Below are 18,802 nucleotides of genomic sequence, written 5' to 3' on the forward strand. Positions count from 1 at the left end.
GTTGCTGTACAGAAAGGTGCTGCCCGGAAACAGCACCTTTCTGTCTGTCAGAGCACCAGCTGGATTTCTGGTGGAGGAGGGGGAAGGGTATCAGTTCCGTTATTAATCCCCGCGCTTGTGCTGCCGGAAGACACGCTGGCCGATACCCATTTAAAGAAACCTGCAAACGCGGTTGAATCTAGCGTCTCCAGAGACACAACCTTATCGGTGAGCTGTTTTAAGTGCTCATGGCCTGCTTTAGGACCAACGGCGCAGGCAATGATGGATCCGAATCCCCGGCCGCGAATCGCTTTTACCGCTTCACCGTACGCCAGGGCATCAGAAGGGGTTCCATCAGTCATCAGGAATACCAGAGGACGCCAGTCTCCTTTGGTATCACCATCTGAGCGACGTACATCCCGTTCAACACACTGCATCAGACATTCAAGGGCAGCACCGGTGAACGTCCCGCCTGCGCTTGGCACAACGATGTCAGAAAACTGGAAGTCTTCCAGCGGCGTGAGAGGAATGAACTCACGCGCCTCATTGTCATAGGTGATAATGGAGATATGAACGCTTTCGAGGGCGTAGGGATCCTGGCGAAGAGCGCTAAGCATCGCCTGAATTCCAACGTTAACGGAATGGATTGACTCACCGCGCATCGAGCCGGATGTGTCGATAACAAGGTAAACAGGCAGGCGGCGCATCACATGTAATTCCTCAGGTGCGAGACAAACGAATCTGATTCTGAAGGCTCACCAATTGCCCTGAGTTTCCAGCCTGTAGCCTCGCGTATCAGCTCGGCAAAGACCATGGAGCGCTGGCTGGCGAAGGCGGGTCCGCCAGAAAGATCGAATCGTGCCATTTCAATATTACGGGCATCTACTGCCCGGATGAAGGCATTCTGAACTTTACCAAAGTGCTGCTGGAGCTTTTCACCATTGTAGATCTGAACGATGAACACAATTTTCTCGTACTGAGCGTCAAGGGAATTCAGGCGCACAATAATTTGCTCATCGTCACCGTCACCGGCTCCGGTTCGGTTATCGCCCGTCAGCCAGATATTGCCTGACTTATGGCGAAGGCTGTTGAAAAAGATGATATCGCCATTCACAAGCGTTGGTTTACCATTTTCCACATTGCCGAGATCGGTCACCTTTCCGGCTGAATTACACAGGAAAGCGATCACATCAAGGTCGTATTCTTCTTCTTTTTTACCAAAGATCCCGCCGAGAAAACCTTTCTTTTCCTCATTAATATCCCAACCGAGGCCGATAGTAACGGACGAGAGATCGTATTCATTTTTTTTCAGGCTTACGCCCTGGCCTTTGCTCAGACTGACAGACATGATATCCCCTTAATCAATAAAATTATAAGACCACATTTACTTCTGGCGGCGGCGGTGGCAGGTCTTCAAGACCGATCACTTCTTTTTTGCTGGACTCCACTTTCTGACTGCCTACCGAAATGCTCGCACTGACCCATTTAAAGAAAGCTTTAATCGTCGAACTGTCAGCTGTATCGAGCTGAACCACGATTTCAGTGATTTCTTTGAGGACGCTGGTATCGGCATCATGCCCGGCTGCACATGCCACAACAACGCCGGTTCTGGCCGCTTTAAAGTCATTCAGGCCTTTACGCCAGTCATCATTCGGACTTCCATCCGTCATCAGGAATACAAGGGGACGCCAGTCACCTTTAGTGTCAGCCGTCGTTTTCTGTACTTCTTTGGCAATGGAGCTGGCCGTGAGGGAAAGCGCTTCGCCAAGAGACGTGGTGCCGCTGGCTGTTAGTGCTGGCATCTGGAAACTCAGGAGGTCTGTCAGGGGGACTGCCTGTCGGGCTGAAGAATCAAAGGTGATCACTGACACGTGAGCCGTTTCGAGTGCATACGGATCCTGTTTCAGCGTGGTAAGCAGCGTCTGAACGCCATTTTTAACCGCTTCGATAGGCTCTCCGTGCATAGAGCCGGACGTGTCGAGTAGCAGATATACGGGTAAGCGTCTCAAATGTAATTCCTTCTTAAGAGATCGGAAGAGGAGAGTAGTTTCAGGAAGAGGCCAGGGTTTGTTGATTTGATAAAACGGCACGACATCTGTCGGGTGGAGATTAAATACTCAGAAGCGGCATTAAAGAAATAAGTTAACCACCATAGAATTACCGACATGTGAATGGCCTCTTATCAACAGAAAAATAATTCAGACCGGACTGGAATATAAGATTTCTGAAAAAACTCGGACAAATAAACTGTCTTATGTATGAAATTCATCATACATCACAGATCTGCATGAATGGAGTGTAAAACGCCCAAAGATTGATGTGTAGCACAAGAGGATGTCAAGACACCAGGTTTTGTAGTCAGTAAGGCGCTGCTGGCATTGCGGGAGGAGAATAGATCAAAACTACGTCACGCCAATACAGAGGTAAAATATGACAAAACCGGGGTTTTCACCCCGGTCTGAGATTTAGCGTCAGGACTTTTTAGCGCTGTATTCTTTTATCAGTTCGTCAACGGAGTGCAGAGCCAGCTTCTCTACCGCTTCACTTCGGGTCGAGCCACTCAGCGCAGCCAGACGGTCAATTTTTCTTAAGATCCGCATGCGTAGCGATAAGGACACGGCTGTTTTTTTATCCTTATCGAGTACGACCTTCCCTGTAGACTCACCGGTTTTCAGTTCAGCATTCTGTGCGAGCGCTTCATTCATCCGGCGAAGGGTCTTTTTATCCAGCTGGCCCGGATTAACGAGATGGTAGGAATGACCTGCCTTGCTGTATTTGATCTCCGCAGAATATGACTCGCGTAGCTCTTTGAGGGCCCGGGTTAATGTCGGCTCTGAGCATTCCAGACTGGTTATAATGTCGGCAGCGGAAACGGGCTTGCCGGTGCCCAGTAAGTTGGCAAGCTTAAAAATCCGGGCCTGTCTGGTATTTAATTGCATCGTAAGATTTAGCCTGCTTAAAGGGTTAGTGGTTCAATAGGCTGAAAAATGAAGGTACTGCTCATCTTTCGAATAACCGGGTGATCGCCTAACGCTTCAACCGGATCAATGTGTTCTATGCCTGCAAAATTTACTGACGACATCTGGCTGCGAGTGCATTTGCAGGACAGGATATACTCATCCTCCAGATAGCCGGTCCGCTTACTGACCCGTTGCGTAAAGCCTGACACAATCACGTTGTCGAAAGGTAGCGTATGTAAAACGATACCGACCAGGCGGAACAAGCAGCCATGGACGTGGCGGGCATAGTTTTCGCGTACGGCTTTTTGCGTCATGGCTTTTTCCGTCAGCTCCGTGCCCCGGGCATTAACGCCGTAAATCTTATCAGGGAAATCTTCAATCTCAGCTAAATCAACGTCCAGCAGGACTGCTGATAGCTCCGGCTTTACTTCAAATGCAACAATCGTTTCACGCGGCCATTCAGTTTCTGCCAGCACACCCGCCAGGTATGATTCGAAAAACGCGGCGTCTGTCCGGAACTGCTGCCGGGCATCTGCCTGAGCCGTGGCGAGCCGTTTTTCATGTTCTTCTGCTTCAAACTTCCAGTTTGCATACTGTTCGGCCCAGGCCGTCCGTTGTTGCTGGTACCGGTGCTGTCGAAGGGTATTCTCACGCTCCACATCAATCAGCTCCTGCTGCCACCGGCGAAGATTTTCGGCGTGGCGCTCAGCTTTAGCTGATTCCGATTCAAACCATTTACCCAGAAAACTAATGCCTTCGCTCTCGGCAGGCTTTTCCGGCAATGCAAGGTAGTCTGGCTTTTCTGGACGCACCGGTGCCGGAACCTGAAAAGGCGACGTTCTGTTATGCAGGTATACTGCTTCCAGCTCTGCCCAGCTGATGCCTGTTTTTGGATCCGGCGTCAGCTCGTGAATATTACGGATTGCGGTTACCGCTGACATGAGTTCAGCGGCTTCCTGCTCAAGCGCCTGTCTGAGCCCCGGGTCGGTTGCCGTCCGGTTTCCACCTCCGGAACGCGCGGCCCGGTCAAGCCGGGTACGGTAACTCAGCCCGGTACCGGGCAAGCCCAGATTGGCATAGGTCCCCCGGCTACCAAAAGAAACGGAAGCACCTCTCGGCCCGACACTCAGGCTCGGTGCACCGTTACTCAGGTTGAGGCGAACGCCAGGAATAATGTTGATCGACTTTCTGAACCTGAACCCCATTATGATTTCCTTAATGATGCTGGGTCACGGTAAGTAATCTGATTCCATCAGCGCTTTGCTCGTTCTGTAACCCATAAAAACGAGCTCTGTCCAGAATGCCAGCCGCCCAGCGGCGATGTGTGGCGGGTTCACACATTGCTCCCTGCGACTTAAACACGGCCTGGGTAGAGTTCAGGATCCGCAGAGCGTCAGAATACTCACCCTGAGTGACCATCAGCGCGTTTTGAATGACCTCTATCTGACCCGGGTGAATGGCCGTTTTCCCAACAAGCCCATGTGCCATATCAAGAGCCAGCTCTCTGGCCATAACGGCATGATCGTCAATATGCTCACATACGGGCGCGGTCAGGGCAAAATCACGCGGGCCGAAGACTGAAACGAGCATTTTGATGACGTAGCCCATCGGGCTGTCATACAGCGTCAGGTCCCGGGGGCGGCGAAGCGACACAACGTTCATAAGATCGTTGCCGCCGATTCGAAGCGCAATAATGCGGTCGTGGCAGGGATGTTCCACCAGGCGAGTGGCCAGCTCGCGCATCTGAACCACGTCAAAGACGTCTTCTGTTTCCAGCGTTGGCATCATGCACAGGTGAGTCCCGCCCATGATATCCCACCATTCAGCTAACGAACTGAGGGTAAATTTCGGCAACACAAACCCATCGACAGCGGAAAGATCATAATGCGCTTTTAACCATCTGCCCATGTCGGCATGCCGGGGGCGAATGAACACCAGAGGCCAGTCATTTTTACCCAGGCTACGCATGCTGTTACTGAGCTCGTGCAGCAGGTGCTCCAGATTTTTGAGGGCGATGGGGATGTCTGCTTCACTGACAGCATCCTCCAGGCAAATCACCAGAGAGCGCAAACCCGGGATTTTCCCGTGCAGGACGGCATCAGCAATATCTTCCCGTGTTGCAGGCATGTATAGCGTGGCTCCCAGATTCCAGGGAGAAAGACGATTTTTCATCAGAGTACCTTCTTGATAATGGTTACAGCCCGATACTGGCCGAGGGTTCCCCCCATTTCTGTAACAACTATTCCCTTTTCACGAGCAAGCCCTACAAGCAAGGCAACGTCCGGGTCGTCAATAGAACGCACAAATACATGGTCCGGTACCCGACGTAATACAGCCCGGGTTGCTTCAGCAATACCGGGTTTAATACGATTGACGCTGTCCACTTTAAATTCATCGGCCAGGAACGCGATAACGTCGCGACTTGTCTGCCATAAGACCCGGGCTGACTCCATATTCCAGCTCAGGGTAGCGAGGGATGACGGGGTTAACTTCTTACGGAAATGGGCGACGGTATCGACAAGCATCCGGCTGCATTCGAATTCACTGAGATGCTCGCAAACCATGCACCCATGTAATCCTTCAGAGGACCATACTGACCGGGAGATCAGGCCTGATACCGGCGCACCCATGATGCCAAAAGGAATGAGCCAGTCATCATCACTGGCTGCAAGCCAGGAGCAGCCACAGGGATCGGCCAGGACAACCAGTCGCGGCTGCTCAGGATAGCCCGGGCGATCTTTCAGTGCGCGTACAAGCTCTCCGGTAATTGCGCCTTTACCTGTCCATCCGTCAACAAAGACAATACCGCTGGTACCATGGCGCTCTTCAATGACGTCGAGGGCTGCACCGTCAATTCCACGATCCCGGATAATGCTGATACCGTAATGCCATGAGGTTTTCCCCATGTCACGCAGGGCCTGGTGCAGCATAACGCCGAGCGGCACGCCAGCTCTGACGAGACTGGCCAGTACAATGGGCTCATCACCGAAGCGTTCGGCCAGAGCAATAGCGAGCTGTGTGACTTCTTTTGCAAGTCTCTCTGCGCCCCGATCCAGCGCCCGGTGAAACAAATCAAGATGCCATTGTGTTGGCGCTGGCTCCTGACTGAGCATGTCCGAATAATGTTTCTTCCCTGACTGAATCAGCTCTTCTTTTTGCTCAACCGGCGTCATCTCAATGACTACCGGCTTTAGCAGAAATTCCACGTCACCGGGCTGGTATGAGCCGGTAAATGTGTCATGTGGCTGCATTTTAATTTTCTCCAAAAATTCGCTGTGAAATGGCATCTGCAAACTGACTCTGACGCGGGATGCCAAACCAGCTGCACAGTTTCATAAAACGATGATCGCTCAGGCTGTCGCCCAGACCAATTACGGGGAAGACTCCGCGTTCAGCCCGAAGTTTTTCAAGAAGCCATCTGACTGCCAGCCCTTTCTCAACCGCGGTGGGAAGCCAGGCCACGTTATTACTGTTGCGGTGGATGTAGAAGCCCTCGGTCGGAAACACCGTTTCTATCTCATCTGCAATGGCATTGAGCTCGTCAAGGCGGGTGCTGTCGCGGTGCTTCATCACCATATAAACCGCCGTTTCACCGTATTCGAAGTTCAGCCTTGCCCAGGCATTGATCCCTTTTGCGTCCATCATTTCAGTGATCAGACGCTGCATCGATGTCAGCTTTTCCTGATAGGGAGCCAGCTGGCCGAGCATATGGGCCTTCCACTCCTCGTCGGGTTTGCCTTCTGGCGTGAGAATGACGGCCCCGTGAGTGGTGATTGCCCAGGAGTGGAAAGGGATCCGTACGCGGCTGATTTCTTCAGTTCCCCGTGCGGTAACGGGTATGAGTTCAGCCTGCTCCAGGAGCCAGTCCACCAACATGGACTGTTCTTCCGTCATAAAGCTTCGTGGATTCAGGGTGCGATCAACGGCACCGGTACGGAATGGCTCCAGGGCCAGCTCGTCCACCATTTTACGACGGGTCTGAAAGAGCGTGTCGTCAAGGTCGCTCAGAACAACGGGTTTATTCATAGGTAACAATCTCCACGACGGCCGCAACCTCAGCCAGCGCTTTAAGAAGCTGCGTGTCAATACTTTCTGCGGGTGTCTCAGTACACACAAGAATGCGGTCAAACTGCTGGTGGGCGACGTTATAGACAAAATTGGGGATGCCCAGCCCGTAGTTATCCGTAAAGGAAATGGCGGACTCAATGGCATAACCAACGGCGATAGGGGAGCGGGTGGTCGATCCATAAAATGCCTGTGCTCCGGCAGCTTCGAGCCGTTCAGCAAGCAGGAACGGCTCCCAGACGAATTCCCCGGTCCCGAGAACCAGAATACGTTCCCCCTTGTGGACGGAGACCTCATGGCCGAGATCGGCCGCAGGTGCGAGCATCCCCAGTCGGCCCCAGGACTGTTTTCCCTGGATGTCCCATTCTCCTCGTGAAGTTACGTTGACTTTCGGCATGTCCGGGACAGGTGCATCAGGTAATGGGGTCCATCCCCACTTACCGCTTACAAGAGAAACCGAAGTGACTGGTAAGGTGCTGCGCTCGGACAAGGCTTTGCCACTCCAGTCGGTAAGCGTAACGGCTATAACCTGTTCAATATGTTGAAGCTTGCCGGTATTACGCAGGGCTGAAAGCAGGTTAATAAAGGTATTACCGGTGGTTGCCTCGTCATCAATCAAAACCAGCGTTCGTGCGTTGGTAACACGACGTCTTTTCTCTTCATCATCTGGCAGATAGATCAGATGATCGGTGGCGTGGCTGTGTTCTTCCTTGAACTCGCAAAGCAACGTGCCATCAACCGGGTGACGGGTAGAGGTCAGATAGACAGATTCAGGATGCTGGTGGCGCACTTCATCAAATACACCGGCCCCAAGCCCAACGGCGGTTTCAGCCATACCGATAAACAGTACGGGTCCTGTCAGTGTCGAGGGGAACTGGCTGGCAAGCTGTCTGTAGGCCTGCCGCATGACTGAGGGTGGCACGGGAATGTGCCTGCCGAGTACTTTGCTGACAAACAGAAAGGCGCGTTTCGGGTTACGTCTTTCAGCGATGTCAAACAGGTCATCGAGCGAAACTTCACCCTGGTCGCGGGTTACCTGAATCGTACCGCATGAGAGGGTACGGCGATAAATCATATCTTCGAGGATATCAGACATAAATACGCCTTAATTCAGAAGGTTAGAGAGTGATTCCGGGTATGCAATTACATCCGTAATGGATCTCACCGCAACCGGAGAAAAGGTGTTTTTAGCGCTCTGGCGCACCATATCTTCAGACATCAGACCGAGCTTAAAGGCAGCAAATAACCCAGGAAGGTTCACCCCGCTGTGAAGGGTATAACCCACCCCCCCTGACGGACGCATGTTGGTTTCAAGCAGCACCGGGTTGCCATTCACATCGTTTCGCGTCTGAACATTCACCAGCCCGTCGGCCTTCATAACCCTGGCGCAGTCACACGCCAGTTCCCAGGCGCTTCCTTCGTTTACCAGATACTGGATAACCCCTTCCTTACGGCGTCCCACGGCTGCGAGTATTTCGCCCTTATCCGCGAGGATATCGACGGAAAATTCCGGGCCTGGCAGGTACGGCATCAAAACAAGGGGTTTAAACGACTCAGCAGCTGATGCTGCTGCAATATACTGTTGCGGACTGACCAGACGATGTTCGGGATGATTAAAGACGGCCATAGGCGAAGCACTGTCATCAAAGCGCCAGAATCCCATGCCATAGATACCCGTCACCGGCTTCACGCATACCGGGCTGTCAGTGAACGGCGGGGCCGCGAGGTGTGTTTTTAATTCTGCCAGCGTATTCACCCGCCAGGATGGTACGACCGGGAGACCCTTTTGCTCCATAAACTGAGCAAAAGTAACTTTTTCGTCAGCCAGAGTTAACCAGTCGACGCCCGTTGCACCGGTAGTAAGGGTGGCACCGGTCGATTCAATGGCTGAACGGTGTTCTTCAAACCACTGGCTGTTACGGCCAGTATGAATATGGTGGATGCCGTAGGACTGAATGGTTTCCTGGATAAACTGAAGACGTTTTTGAGGATCTTCAGGTTCAGTCAAAGAATAGTCGGCAACGGAAAGGATTTCATTTCTTTCGTTACGGTGGGAGGCAAAAACGGTAATGGCAAAATTATTTTTTTTTGCAAATGATTTTACCCCCTGAATAATATCTCGCTGGGAGGATAAACCTTCCATAAACCAAATTTTCTTGTTCATTTTTTTTAATTATCCGGAACGCCATGCAAATTTATGATTGAGAAGTGAGTCTATGAGTGTCTAAGCTACATGTCAATCATAATATGATTTATAACTCCTGTGGTTATGGAGTGCGTCAGGTTTTTTGGATTCCTGATAACACATTGATATTTAAATTAAACTTAGAAAATTAACACCCTGAAAAGGATTTCTTTTTGTGTTTTTACAGAAAACTACCAAAATTTCCCTTGTCAGAGAACTTCATCATGATATGATTTTCTTCGTCAGTTACTAAATATACCTTTGATTGTCTCGGTCATTACCATTTTAAGGAATAAAGCATGGTTTCATTAGTTAAGAACCAGACGGTATCACTCAGCAAAGAATCATCTGCATTAAGCCAGCTTCATTTCGGTCTCGGTTGGGATCCGGTTAAGAAAAAAGGTCTTCTTGGAGGATTGTTTGGAGGCAACGACTCAATCGATCTCGATGCTGGCTGCGTATTAATGGACAGCACCGGTAAAACAATTGACACCATCTGGTTCCGCAAACTGGAATCCACCTGCGGCGCTGTTGTGCACAGTGGCGATAACCTGACCGGTGAAGGTGACGGTGACGATGAGGTGATTAATGTCAACCTCTCCCGACTGCCTGCAAACGTTGAATACCTGGCGTTTACGGTAAACAGCTTCCGTGGTCAGTCGTTCAATGACGTCGAAAACGCGTTCTGCCGCGTTGTCGATCAAACCGGCAAAGAGCTGGCTCGCTACAAGCTGACTGAGCAGGGCTCACATACCGGGATCGTTATTTCTTCGCTGCGCCGTAATAACGGCAACTGGGACTTTACCGCCCTTGGCCATGCCTGTCGCGGCCGCACAATTGACGATATGCACTCCGATATCGTTTCAGCGGTTATTCGCTAATGAACCTGACGCCGGGGGGCAATGCCCCCGTTCCAGCCCAGGAGTTGCGGGTCCGGATCACCTCGGGCGGCCAGGTGGATGCTTCGGCGTTTCGCCTGTATGCCGACGGGAAGGTGCAGGGTGATGCGGACATGGTGTTTTATGGTCAGCCACGTAACGATGATGGTACCGTCAGCCTGGTCAGTGAAGGCCAGTACTCAACCTTTACTGTCGCGCTCAACCGGCTGAAACCTGATGTCCAGAAAATTGCGTTCACCGTGACCTGTGACGGTGGGCAGACGGTGTCCGGTCTTCGTAATCTTTCCATCGACGTGGAGCAAGGGGCTACCGGCCTGGTTAGCGGCAGTGTCGAACTGAGCGGCCGTCAGGAAGCAGCCTTAATTCTGGGTGAATTTTACCGTCGTAATAATGACTGGAAATTCCGCTTCGTTGCGCAGGGGTTCAACGGTGGACTTAAACCGCTGGCAGAGCATTTCGGCGTAAATATTGCCGACGAACCGGCTCCCGCAGCCCCGACTCCTCCGGTTGTAACCCCTCCGCCAGTTGAGACAAAAATCAGCCTGAGCAAGGTATCGCTGACAAAAGAGAAGCCTGCAATCAGCCTGACCAAACGGGATAACTTCGGTGAAATCCGGATCAACCTGAACTGGCACCGGGGCAGCGGCAAATCAGGCTTTGCAGGCATGTTCGGCTCCAAAGGAATCGACCTGGATCTGGGGGCCTTTGTTGAGCTTCAGGACGGGTATAAATCGGTCATTCAGGCGCTCGGTAATGCATTCGGTGATTATCGCGATGAACCGTATGTTCAGCTCAAGGGCGATGACCGGACGGGTGATGTATCAGACGGCGAGTGGCTGCATATCAATGGACGTGAATGGAAGCATATCCGCGAAGTGCTGATTTACGCCTTTATTTATGAAGGTGTTCCCAGCTGGGACAAGACTGATGGTGTGGTCACCATTCATGTGCCGGATCAACCGCCCATTGAGACCCGCCTGACCGAAGGTGAAAACCGTCGCACATTGTGCGCCATTGCCAGACTCGTAAACGAAAACGGCGCAATTAAAGTCGAGCGAATTAACCAGTACTTCAAAGGCCAGGACGAAATGGACCGGGCATTTGGCTGGGGATTTCGCTGGAGCGCCGGTTCTAAATAACACAGCAACAAAGGAAACAGGTATGAGCTTTTTCGACAAAGTTAAAGGTGCCATTAACTCAGGCCGTGACGAACTGACCCGCCAGGTTGGCCGTTTCAAAAACAAAAAATTCATGCAGGGCACCGTTGCTGTATGTGCCCGTATTGCCGTATCGAGTGACGGCGTAAGTTCGGAAGAAAAGCAGAAAATGATGGGCTTTCTGCGCTCTTCAGAAGAGCTGAAGGTCTTCGATACCAATGAGGTGATTGAGTTCTTCAATAAACTGGTTTCAAGCTTCGATTTCGATGTTGAAATCGGCAAGGGCGAAACCATGAAATACATCCTGGCGCTGAAAGATCAGCCTGAGGCCGCTCAGCTGGCCTTACGTGTTGGTATTGCCGTTGCGAAAAGTGACGGTAACTTCGATCAGGACGAGAAACTGGCCTCCCGCGAGATCGCTATCGCGTTGGGCTTCGACCCGGCTGAATTTGGCCTCTGATCCACATCCCTAAGGGTAAAATATGGTTTCCACACACATCGGCTTCCCGACTGAAACGGTCATTGTTTTTATTGCGCTTTCAGTCGGTGCCATCTTTATTGACCTGTTTATGCACCGTGATGACAAGCCTATTTCGCTGAAGAGTGCGGCGCTCTGGTCCGTATTCTGGGTTGTGGTTGCGATGGCATTTGCCGGTTTCCTCTATATCCACCACGGTGCTGAGGTTGCCAGTCTGTTTGTCACGGGTTATGCGCTGGAGAAAGTGCTGTCGGTCGATAACCTGTTCGTCATGATGGCCATCTTCTCCTGGTTCGCCGTTCCGGATCGTTATCGCCACCGTGTTCTCTACTGGGGGATCATTGGTGCCATTGTCTTCAGGGGCATCTTTGTCGCCATCGGTACGAGCCTGCTGAGTCTGGGGCCGTATGTTGAAGTTGTCTTCGCTATTATCGTTGCCTGGACAGCGGTCATGATGCTTAAAAGCGGTGATGACGATGATGAAATTGAGGATTACTCCCAGCATCTGGCTTACCGCATGGTTAAACGCTTCTTCCCTATCTGGCCGAAGCTCAGAGGGCATGCCTTCCTGCTTAACCAGAAGGAAGTGGATGCTGAACTGGCGAAACCAGAAAACAGCGATGTCACCATTGGCCGTGGTAAAAAAGCGGCGCTGTATGCGACCCCGCTGTTCCTGTGTGTGGCTGTGGTTGAACTCTCGGACGTAATGTTCGCGTTTGACTCGGTACCGGCAATCATTGCCGTCAGTCGTGAACCGCTTATCGTCTATAGTGCCATGATGTTTGCTATCCTGGGCCTGCGTACTCTGTACTTTGTCCTTGAGGCACTGAAACAGTACCTGGTTCATCTGGAGAAGGCCGTTATCGTGCTGCTGTTCTTCATCGCGGCAAAACTCGGCCTGAATGCGACCGATCACATCTGGCATCATGGTTACAGCATCGCGGCAACAACCAGCCTGTATGTTGTACTGGGTGTACTGGCGCTGGGCATTCTCGCAAGCGTCATGTTCCCGGGCAAACCTGAATCTGAGGAAAAGGGGAGTTAATCCCCTTAAGTGTTAACCTGAACAATTACTAATCGAAGAGGTTATTTTATGAGTGTTTCTCTTTCCAAAGGCGGGAACGTCTCCCTAAGTAAAGCAGCTCCGTCAATGAAAAACGTCCTGGTGGGCCTTGGCTGGGATGCGCGTTCAACAGACGGTCAGGACTTTGACCTGGATGCTTCAGCATTCCTGCTGGCCTCAAACGGCAAAGTGCGCGGCGATTCAGATTTCATCTTCTATAACAACCTGACGTCATCCGACGGTTCCGTAACGCACACCGGCGATAACCGCACCGGTGAGGGCGATGGTGATGATGAATCGCTGAAAATTAAACTGGACGCCGTCCCGTCTGAAGTTGACAAGATCATCTTCGTTGTGACCATCCACGATGCTCAGGCTCGTCGCCAGAGCTTTGGTCAGGTATCCGGTGCGTTTATTCGTCTGGTTAATGACGATAACCAGACTGAAGTTGCTCGCTACGATCTGACCGAAGATGCGTCCACTGAGACTGCCATGCTGTTCGGCGAGCTGTATCGCCACAATGGTGAGTGGAAATTCCGCGCAGTAGGTCAGGGTTATGCTGGTGGTCTGGCATCTGTATGTGCTCAGTACGGCATTAACGCGTCCTGATCAAAAAGTAACTTTTCTACCCGGGGCTGTTAATGCAGCCCTCATTCAACTGTTTGCAGGAGCTAAAAATGGCAGTTTCTCTCGTAAAAGGCGGCAATGTATCTCTGACCAAAGAAGCACCAACCATGAATGTTGCTATGGTTGGCCTAGGCTGGGATGCCCGTGTAACCGATGGTCAGGGTTTTGACCTGGACGCTTCCGTGTTCGCAGTAGGCGAAGACGGTAAAGTGTTGTCAGATGCGCATTTCATTTTCTTCAATAACAAAACCAGCCCTGATGGCGCGGTAGAGCACCAGGGCGACAACCGTACCGGTGAAGGCGACGGCGACGATGAGCAGGTCAAAATCGATCTGACCAAAGTCTCAGCAGATATCAAAAAACTGGTGTTTGCCGTTACCATCTATGATGCAGAAGCGCGTAAACAAAACTTCGGCATGGTGAGCAACAGCTTCATGCGCGTTTACAACAACGACAACGGCACGGAAATTGCCCGTTTCGATCTGTCTGAAGATGCCTCAACCGAAACCGCTATGGTCTTCGGTGAACTGTATCGTCATGGCGCTGAGTGGAAGTTTAAAGCTGTCGGTCAGGGCTTTGCCGGTGGCCTGGCGGCTCTTGCCTCCCAGCACGGCGTTAACATCTAAAATAACGCTGAATCATACCCCGGCAATGCCGGGGTTTTTTTTGGTTGCGATCCGCTATCAGGAGGGGGGGGGCAGAAAGGGTTCGGGAATCTCAGAAAGCAGAGAGATGTTAATTCTGACGTGAGCCTTTTAAAGGCAGGAAACGGATTTTTCTCTGGTTGCTGGTTAAAGCCTGTATTCCGTGCCTTATATCAACAGCATGCCCCTCTGATATATGTTACGTTTGCGACTTATGAAGGCACGGGTTCTGGAAGATAAAATACCCGACCAATGGAAATTCCAATTCAACAGGTATAGAAACTTCAACGTGATGAAATATGGTGTCACACCATATATACGCCTCACCAGAAATCCAGCGTCCTGAACTAAGCCAGGGGAACCTATATAAACGCTGCGCTTTAAAATAATCAAAAATCAGGAGAGTTAATGTGAATCTACAATCCGGACAAAACATACCACTTCAGCAATCTGCGATCAGGCTGAATCTTCAGTACCCTACCAAATCCGGCTTTAAAGGCGAACCCGATACCTGCCTGTTCCTGCTTAATGCTCAGGGAAAGGTCAGCGGCGATTCTGACTTTATCTTTTACAATAATCTGTCTTCTCCTGAAGGGGCAGTAAAGCTCGTTACCGGTTCTCAGCAGTCCAGCATTGAGATAGCACTGGATCGTGTTCCTGCGAACATCAGTAAAATTGCAATCACAGTTGTCATTGATGGTGAAGATACCATCAGTGGGCTCAGTTCGTTGAGCATGCAGGCTCAAGGAATCGCTGAGTTCCAGGCTGAGACTCAGGGCCGCAGTGAGAAAGCAATTATCCTGGGTGAAGTATATCGGCACAATGGCGCCTGGAAGCTTCGTGCGCTCGGGCAGGGTTTCAACGGTGGTCTTGAGCCTCTGGCCATTAGCTATGGCGTTGATGTCGCACAGCCAGCTCCGCAGCCAGCAAAGCCTGCTCGTATCAGTCTGGAAAAGAAACTGGAAACCAGATCTCCGCGCCTTGTAAGCCTCGCTAAAAAAGCCTCGGTCAGTCTTACTAAAAATAAACTGGACACCCTTGAGGCAGCGGTTGCATTTGTACTTGACGCATCCGGCTCAATGAGTGGCCAGTTCAGTAAGGGTAACGTTCAGTCTGTGCTGGACCGCATCGCCGTTCTTGCCGCCCAGTTCGACGACGACGGTGAAATGGATGTCTGGGGATTTGGAGAGAAGCATAAGAAGTATCCAAACGTCACACTGGACAACCTGGACACATATATTCAGTCCATTCGCGGGGCTGGAAAGCGTTCAGCCTGGGAGAACCTGCCGGGCCTCGGAGGGACAAACAACGAGCCTCCTGTGATGGAAGAAATAGTCGACTACTTTAAGGACTCGAAAATCCCGGTGTATGTTGTATTTATTACCGATGGCGGGATCAGCAAGACCCGGGCGATTAAAGATGCAATCCGGCGTTCTGCCAACTACCCCATCTTCTGGAAGTTTGTCGGCCTGGGTGGTTCAAGCTACGGTATCCTCAAAAATCTGGATGACTTTACTGACCGCCGGGTTGATAACACCCACTTCTTTGCCATGGATGATTTCGGTTCGATTAGCGATGAAAAGTTATATGATAATCTACTGGAAGAATTCAGACCGTGGATCGATGAAACAAAAAGGTTAGGCATCCTTTAATACGCACAGTTTGAGCTTGGTTGAATGAGCTCTACAGCAGCTTAATACTGTAGAGCCTTTGTTCATTGGAAATCGTACAGGGAGGCGCATATGGACCGCATCAAGTACCTGAAATGGATAGCTGAAGAATCACCAAGTACGGCTCAGCAGCTGGTGGCCTGGTTAAACAGAGCAAGGCACTATACGCCCGACATGAAAGAGCATCAGGCAGGTGTACAGATTCAAGAAAAGGGGATTGTTGTAGGGCTTAGACAAAGTACTAATCGTTATCATGGAGATTGTCTGACCATACATGTGGTACGGCTTCCGGAAGAAATACAAAACAAGGGATGGTTTAAGTCTTTTCTGAAGCTTTGCTGTGAATCGAATCCCTGGTGCGATGTTGTAATAGAAGACGTGAAAAACCCATATTTATTAAGCTTTTGTAAGAAACTAAACTTTACTGTATTAGATGAATTTTACCCGAATACTTACATAGTAAACACAGATGCCATTATGAGTTTACCTATCCCACCCTTAGGGAGATACGAAACCTATCTTTATTAAACCTGCGAACCTTTACCGGTTGCGTGGGGAGCGGATGGACTTCGGCTAAAGAAAAATCACATCGTCTATTTTGACCAGAAAAAGCTAATCTGCTTGATGTAATGCAGAAACGCATTACATTAATATCTTCTCCCAACAATCACCTGAACAATTCCCTGATTGCTTTTCACCTCATACCAGTGCTGGCTCATAGTTAGTCCTTAAGCAAATTTGTTATCGGAATAAAGAACGAAGCCAGCCTCATCGAGGCGCATAACCTTCTTCCCTTAACGCCTGTTGTAATTTTTCAATTGCGCTTTTCATTACCCAGGCTTCTTCGTCACTCACAGCACAGCCACGAAGATCGCTCCAGCTCAGACGTTTAACTAATTGAGCAAGGGCCATAGTTTCATTCTCATCAAGCTGCAAACTCAGTGTCTCAATACCTTCCACTATCTAACCTCCCTTATACTGAAAAATGGCGCTTTATTTCTGACCAGATGCCGAAGCCTTGAATGCGGCCGGAACTGCCGTTGTTTCTACTTTACAGAAATGGAATTAAAAAGTGGTGGTGCTGGGCACGTTTCTTTTCCAGTCGGGGTTTAAGCCAGAGCCGAAACTCATTCAACTTCTCAGCAGCCAAAACCGCTTCAACGGGGAAAACTTTATATTTACCCTGCTGCTGAGGTTCACCCAACCATCGCCTGATGGCTCCGTCAGTCCATAAACGAGTCTCTTTGAGCCTGGTTACAGTGACCCATTTCCTGGACCATTCATCAAATTGTCGCTGGCGATCCCGATAACGTTGTTCTTCCTGCTGACGAAGCCAGTCGCGATCAACAGCGAATTTTCGGTATCCAACAAAGAGCCCTTGTACTTTGGCCATGACAACATTCCGGTTTGCTTAGAACTGTTCAGACAGACATGTCAGGGATAAAGCTGAAGAAAAAGGTACAACGAAGAATAACCAAGACATAGGCCTGCCGGGTAAGTGGTGCGGTGCACAGGACTGTCGGAAAGTACGCTCAGAGAGGGTCGTTTAAGCATGATGCACCACCGCCAGCCAGCCTTAATAATGGTAATGTACCACTGGGTTACCAGACAGACCAGTAACGCATCAAACATAAAACTGTTTTTTAAAAAACGTCAGGAACGTAGCCTGACCTTTTAACCAGTGGTGTAAAAAACATACAGATTGCTCTGAGGTATGAGGTTCAGCAACTAGCCTTGTCGACGCAGAAACATTAAGTAATCAATAGCAGCTATCGCAAACAATGGTGAAAACCACCACGTGCTTTTCAACAAGCCAAGCGGCAGAAAGAGTACAGTTGCCATCGAATAAACAAAAACACGAACCATACCATCTGTAATAAACATAGGCTATTTGCAATCTGAGGTTGGATTGTAGATTTTAGTTAGAAATGGATCAAAGTCCGTTTTGTGCAAAACTTGGTTGACAACCCTCTTTTGGAAGATGTGCCGTTTCGTGCAAAAGTTGGTTGGAGGCCAAGATGGCAGAGTTCGTAGGTTCGGCTGCTTCGCAAGCTGATTTCATTTGGAAGAACGCGGAAGACCTGTGGGGGGGGATTTCAAGCATACCGACTTCGGCAAGATCATTTTGCCGTTTACTCTGCTGCGTCGATTGGAGTGCGCACTGGAGTCTACACGGGAAGCATCGCTCGATAGCCAACCAGCCACGATTGAGTTCTTAGAAGCAGAGTTCAGTGTTGATTTCGATGCGCTGCTATCTTGACCGCCAATCAGACCCGCATGGTTCAGGTTTGTGTATGAGAGTCCCCAAATGGCTGTAGTTCTAACCAAAGCCTTGATTGAAGCCGGCCGCGCCGGAAATAGTGGGTACAGAAAAGGCAGTTGCTTGCGCTGGGCGTAAGTTACCCGCCGAAAAGCGGCTGGATCGAACGACTGATCGGCACTGAGGTATCTGACGAGCAGTACGAACGCTTTCTGGGGCACAGCACGAGCAAGCAGGCTGAACAGATCCTACGCGGAGAGCAGCCAGCCAAGGGGCTTCAGTATGCAAAGCGAGCGAAGAAGCTCGCTTCTGAAAGAAAAGCCACAATTGATCTGGATAACGAGCACCTGTCTGAAATCGAAAAGTATCGGTAGCCCTAGACTTTTAGCCGCTGAAGATCTCTTAGATACCATTGGTGAAACTTGCTGAAGTCAGCCTTCTGTTTCTCTACCGTGCTGTTATAGATCGCATCACTGGTAACCGCACAAGCAGTCCAGCCAGCCTCATAGACGAAGCGAGTAGCTATCGGTGACTTCTTCGGGGTGCTATCCCAGCGGTTTTTGAGCCACCGCGCAAGCCCTTCATCAAGAGGGACCACCAGATTTAGCTGCTGTTTTGTGCGAGTGATACCGACATAAAACAGCCGACGTTCCTCCTCGATTTCCTCTTCGGCCGGAGGGGTGTTCATCGATGTGCGAACGCTGTAAACATCATCGGGTTTGCCGCCAGGAAATTCCTGCTCATTCAGCCCGATCAGGGGTCGTCTCAGAAAACGGAATCTATGGTCACTCCCGTTTTTGCAACACCGATTTTGA

Annotated in this window: 22 protein-coding genes and 1 pseudogene; 10 read left to right on the forward strand and 13 right to left on the reverse strand. The window is 50.5% G+C overall.

Translation table 11 applies throughout. From position 1 onward, the window contains the following. Positions 1–47: 47 nt before the first annotated feature. From ACOTX7_RS18565 to ACOTX7_RS18610, 10 genes are all read right to left on the reverse strand, one after another. On the reverse strand, positions 48–686 hold the full coding sequence (locus ACOTX7_RS18565; RefSeq protein WP_001253658.1) for a vWA domain-containing protein: 639 nt from the start codon (positions 684–686) through the stop codon (positions 48–50). After that, positions 686–1,327 (reverse strand): TerD family protein, encoded by a 642-nt coding sequence (locus ACOTX7_RS18570; RefSeq protein ID WP_000116681.1) that lies wholly within the window; start codon positions 1,325–1,327, stop codon positions 686–688. The genes ACOTX7_RS18565 and ACOTX7_RS18570 overlap by 1 nt, the downstream gene beginning before the upstream one ends. Positions 1,328–1,349: 22 nt before the next feature. Continuing rightward, a complete protein-coding gene (locus ACOTX7_RS18575) occupies positions 1,350–1,988 on the reverse strand; it encodes a vWA domain-containing protein (RefSeq protein WP_001253657.1) in 639 nt (212 codons plus the stop codon). Positions 1,989–2,450: 462 nt separating this feature from the next. Continuing rightward, a complete protein-coding gene (gene terW, locus ACOTX7_RS18580) occupies positions 2,451–2,918 on the reverse strand; it encodes a tellurium resistance protein TerW (protein WP_001176767.1) in 468 nt (155 codons plus the stop codon). Between the two features lie 17 nt (positions 2,919–2,935). Further along, positions 2,936–4,144 (reverse strand): DUF4236 domain-containing protein, encoded by a 1,209-nt coding sequence (locus tag ACOTX7_RS18585; protein WP_011152964.1) that lies wholly within the window; start codon positions 4,142–4,144, stop codon positions 2,936–2,938. Positions 4,145–4,154: 10 nt separating this feature from the next. Continuing rightward, positions 4,155–5,111 carry an HpcH/HpaI aldolase/citrate lyase family protein gene (locus ACOTX7_RS18590; RefSeq protein ID WP_031942304.1) on the reverse strand — a complete coding sequence of 319 codons (957 nt, stop codon included), beginning with the start codon at positions 5,109–5,111 and terminating at the stop codon, positions 4,155–4,157. Beyond that, positions 5,111–6,190, reverse strand: a complete 1,080-nt coding sequence (locus tag ACOTX7_RS18595; RefSeq protein ID WP_001585166.1) for a cysteine protease StiP family protein — start codon at positions 6,188–6,190, stop codon at positions 5,111–5,113. The genes ACOTX7_RS18590 and ACOTX7_RS18595 overlap by 1 nt, the downstream gene beginning before the upstream one ends. A 1-nt stretch (position 6,191) precedes the next feature. Beyond that, the gene (locus ACOTX7_RS18600) at positions 6,192–6,965 is read right to left on the reverse strand and encodes a hypothetical protein (RefSeq protein ID WP_001040058.1); all 774 of its coding nucleotides are present in this window, start codon (positions 6,963–6,965) and stop codon (positions 6,192–6,194) included. Next, complete coding sequence (locus tag ACOTX7_RS18605) at positions 6,958–8,100, reverse strand: phosphoribosyltransferase domain-containing protein (protein WP_001280115.1); 1,143 nt, start codon at positions 8,098–8,100, stop codon at positions 6,958–6,960. The genes ACOTX7_RS18600 and ACOTX7_RS18605 overlap by 8 nt, the downstream gene beginning before the upstream one ends. Before the next feature lie 9 nt (positions 8,101–8,109). After that, positions 8,110–9,168, reverse strand: a complete 1,059-nt coding sequence (locus ACOTX7_RS18610) for an ATP-grasp domain-containing protein (RefSeq protein ID WP_012695441.1) — start codon at positions 9,166–9,168, stop codon at positions 8,110–8,112. Between the two features lie 320 nt (positions 9,169–9,488). Here ACOTX7_RS18610 and ACOTX7_RS18615 point away from each other — a divergent pair, with 320 nt between their 5' ends. From ACOTX7_RS18615 to ACOTX7_RS18650, 8 genes are all read left to right on the forward strand, one after another. After that, positions 9,489–10,070 carry a tellurium resistance-associated protein TerZ gene (locus ACOTX7_RS18615; protein WP_000254137.1) on the forward strand — a complete coding sequence of 194 codons (582 nt, stop codon included), beginning with the start codon at positions 9,489–9,491 and terminating at the stop codon, positions 10,068–10,070. Beyond that, a complete protein-coding gene (locus ACOTX7_RS18620; RefSeq protein WP_001054786.1) occupies positions 10,070–11,227 on the forward strand; it encodes a TerD family protein in 1,158 nt (385 codons plus the stop codon). The genes ACOTX7_RS18615 and ACOTX7_RS18620 overlap by 1 nt, the downstream gene beginning before the upstream one ends. A 22-nt stretch (positions 11,228–11,249) precedes the next feature. Beyond that, positions 11,250–11,705: a tellurite resistance TerB family protein gene (locus ACOTX7_RS18625; protein ID WP_000007449.1), complete on the forward strand. Its 456-nt coding sequence runs from the start codon at positions 11,250–11,252 to the stop codon at positions 11,703–11,705. A 22-nt stretch (positions 11,706–11,727) separates the two neighbouring features. Then, entirely contained in the window at positions 11,728–12,768 is a 1,041-nt protein-coding gene (gene terC / locus ACOTX7_RS18630) for a tellurium resistance membrane protein TerC (RefSeq protein WP_000255079.1), read from the forward strand. 48 nt (positions 12,769–12,816) lie between these two features. Continuing rightward, the gene (terD, locus tag ACOTX7_RS18635; RefSeq protein ID WP_000116680.1) at positions 12,817–13,395 is read left to right on the forward strand and encodes a tellurium resistance membrane protein TerD; all 579 of its coding nucleotides are present in this window, start codon (positions 12,817–12,819) and stop codon (positions 13,393–13,395) included. Between the two features lie 68 nt (positions 13,396–13,463). Further along, positions 13,464–14,039 (forward strand): TerD family protein, encoded by a 576-nt coding sequence (locus ACOTX7_RS18640; protein ID WP_000301247.1) that lies wholly within the window; start codon positions 13,464–13,466, stop codon positions 14,037–14,039. Positions 14,040–14,467: 428 nt separating this feature from the next. Continuing rightward, positions 14,468–15,709, forward strand: coding sequence for a vWA domain-containing protein (locus ACOTX7_RS18645; RefSeq protein WP_001053340.1), 1,242 nt, complete (start codon positions 14,468–14,470; stop codon positions 15,707–15,709). 90 nt (positions 15,710–15,799) lie between these two features. Next, on the forward strand, positions 15,800–16,255 hold the full coding sequence (locus ACOTX7_RS18650) for a hypothetical protein (RefSeq protein ID WP_000374058.1): 456 nt from the start codon (positions 15,800–15,802) through the stop codon (positions 16,253–16,255). Between the two features lie 240 nt (positions 16,256–16,495). Here the strand turns inward: ACOTX7_RS18650 and ACOTX7_RS18655 are convergent, their stop codons facing one another. Further along, entirely contained in the window at positions 16,496–16,687 is a 192-nt protein-coding gene (locus tag ACOTX7_RS18655) for a DUF7706 family protein (RefSeq protein WP_000398479.1), read from the reverse strand. A 91-nt stretch (positions 16,688–16,778) separates the two neighbouring features. Beyond that, positions 16,779–17,120 (reverse strand): hypothetical protein, encoded by a 342-nt coding sequence (locus tag ACOTX7_RS18660; protein ID WP_001151572.1) that lies wholly within the window; start codon positions 17,118–17,120, stop codon positions 16,779–16,781. Between the two features lie 625 nt (positions 17,121–17,745). On the opposite strand from ACOTX7_RS18660, the pseudogene ACOTX7_RS18665 reads away from it, so the two are divergent. Both ACOTX7_RS18665 and ACOTX7_RS18670 read left to right on the forward strand, forming a co-directional pair. Next, a pseudogene (locus tag ACOTX7_RS18665) lies at positions 17,746–17,966 on the forward strand (type I restriction-modification system subunit M N-terminal domain-containing protein); the annotation flags it as partial. Positions 17,967–18,106: 140 nt separating this feature from the next. Continuing rightward, the gene (locus ACOTX7_RS18670; protein WP_000880375.1) at positions 18,107–18,361 is read left to right on the forward strand and encodes a hypothetical protein; all 255 of its coding nucleotides are present in this window, start codon (positions 18,107–18,109) and stop codon (positions 18,359–18,361) included. Between the two features lie 2 nt (positions 18,362–18,363). Here ACOTX7_RS18670 and ACOTX7_RS18675 read toward each other — a convergent pair. Then, on the reverse strand, positions 18,364–18,802 hold a 439-nt coding region (locus ACOTX7_RS18675), incomplete at its 5' end, for a 3'-5' exonuclease (protein WP_276206159.1).

This window comes from Enterobacter cloacae complex sp. IR5418 (assembly GCF_049238105.1).
Taxonomy (GTDB): domain Bacteria; phylum Pseudomonadota; class Gammaproteobacteria; order Enterobacterales; family Enterobacteriaceae; genus Enterobacter; species Enterobacter hormaechei.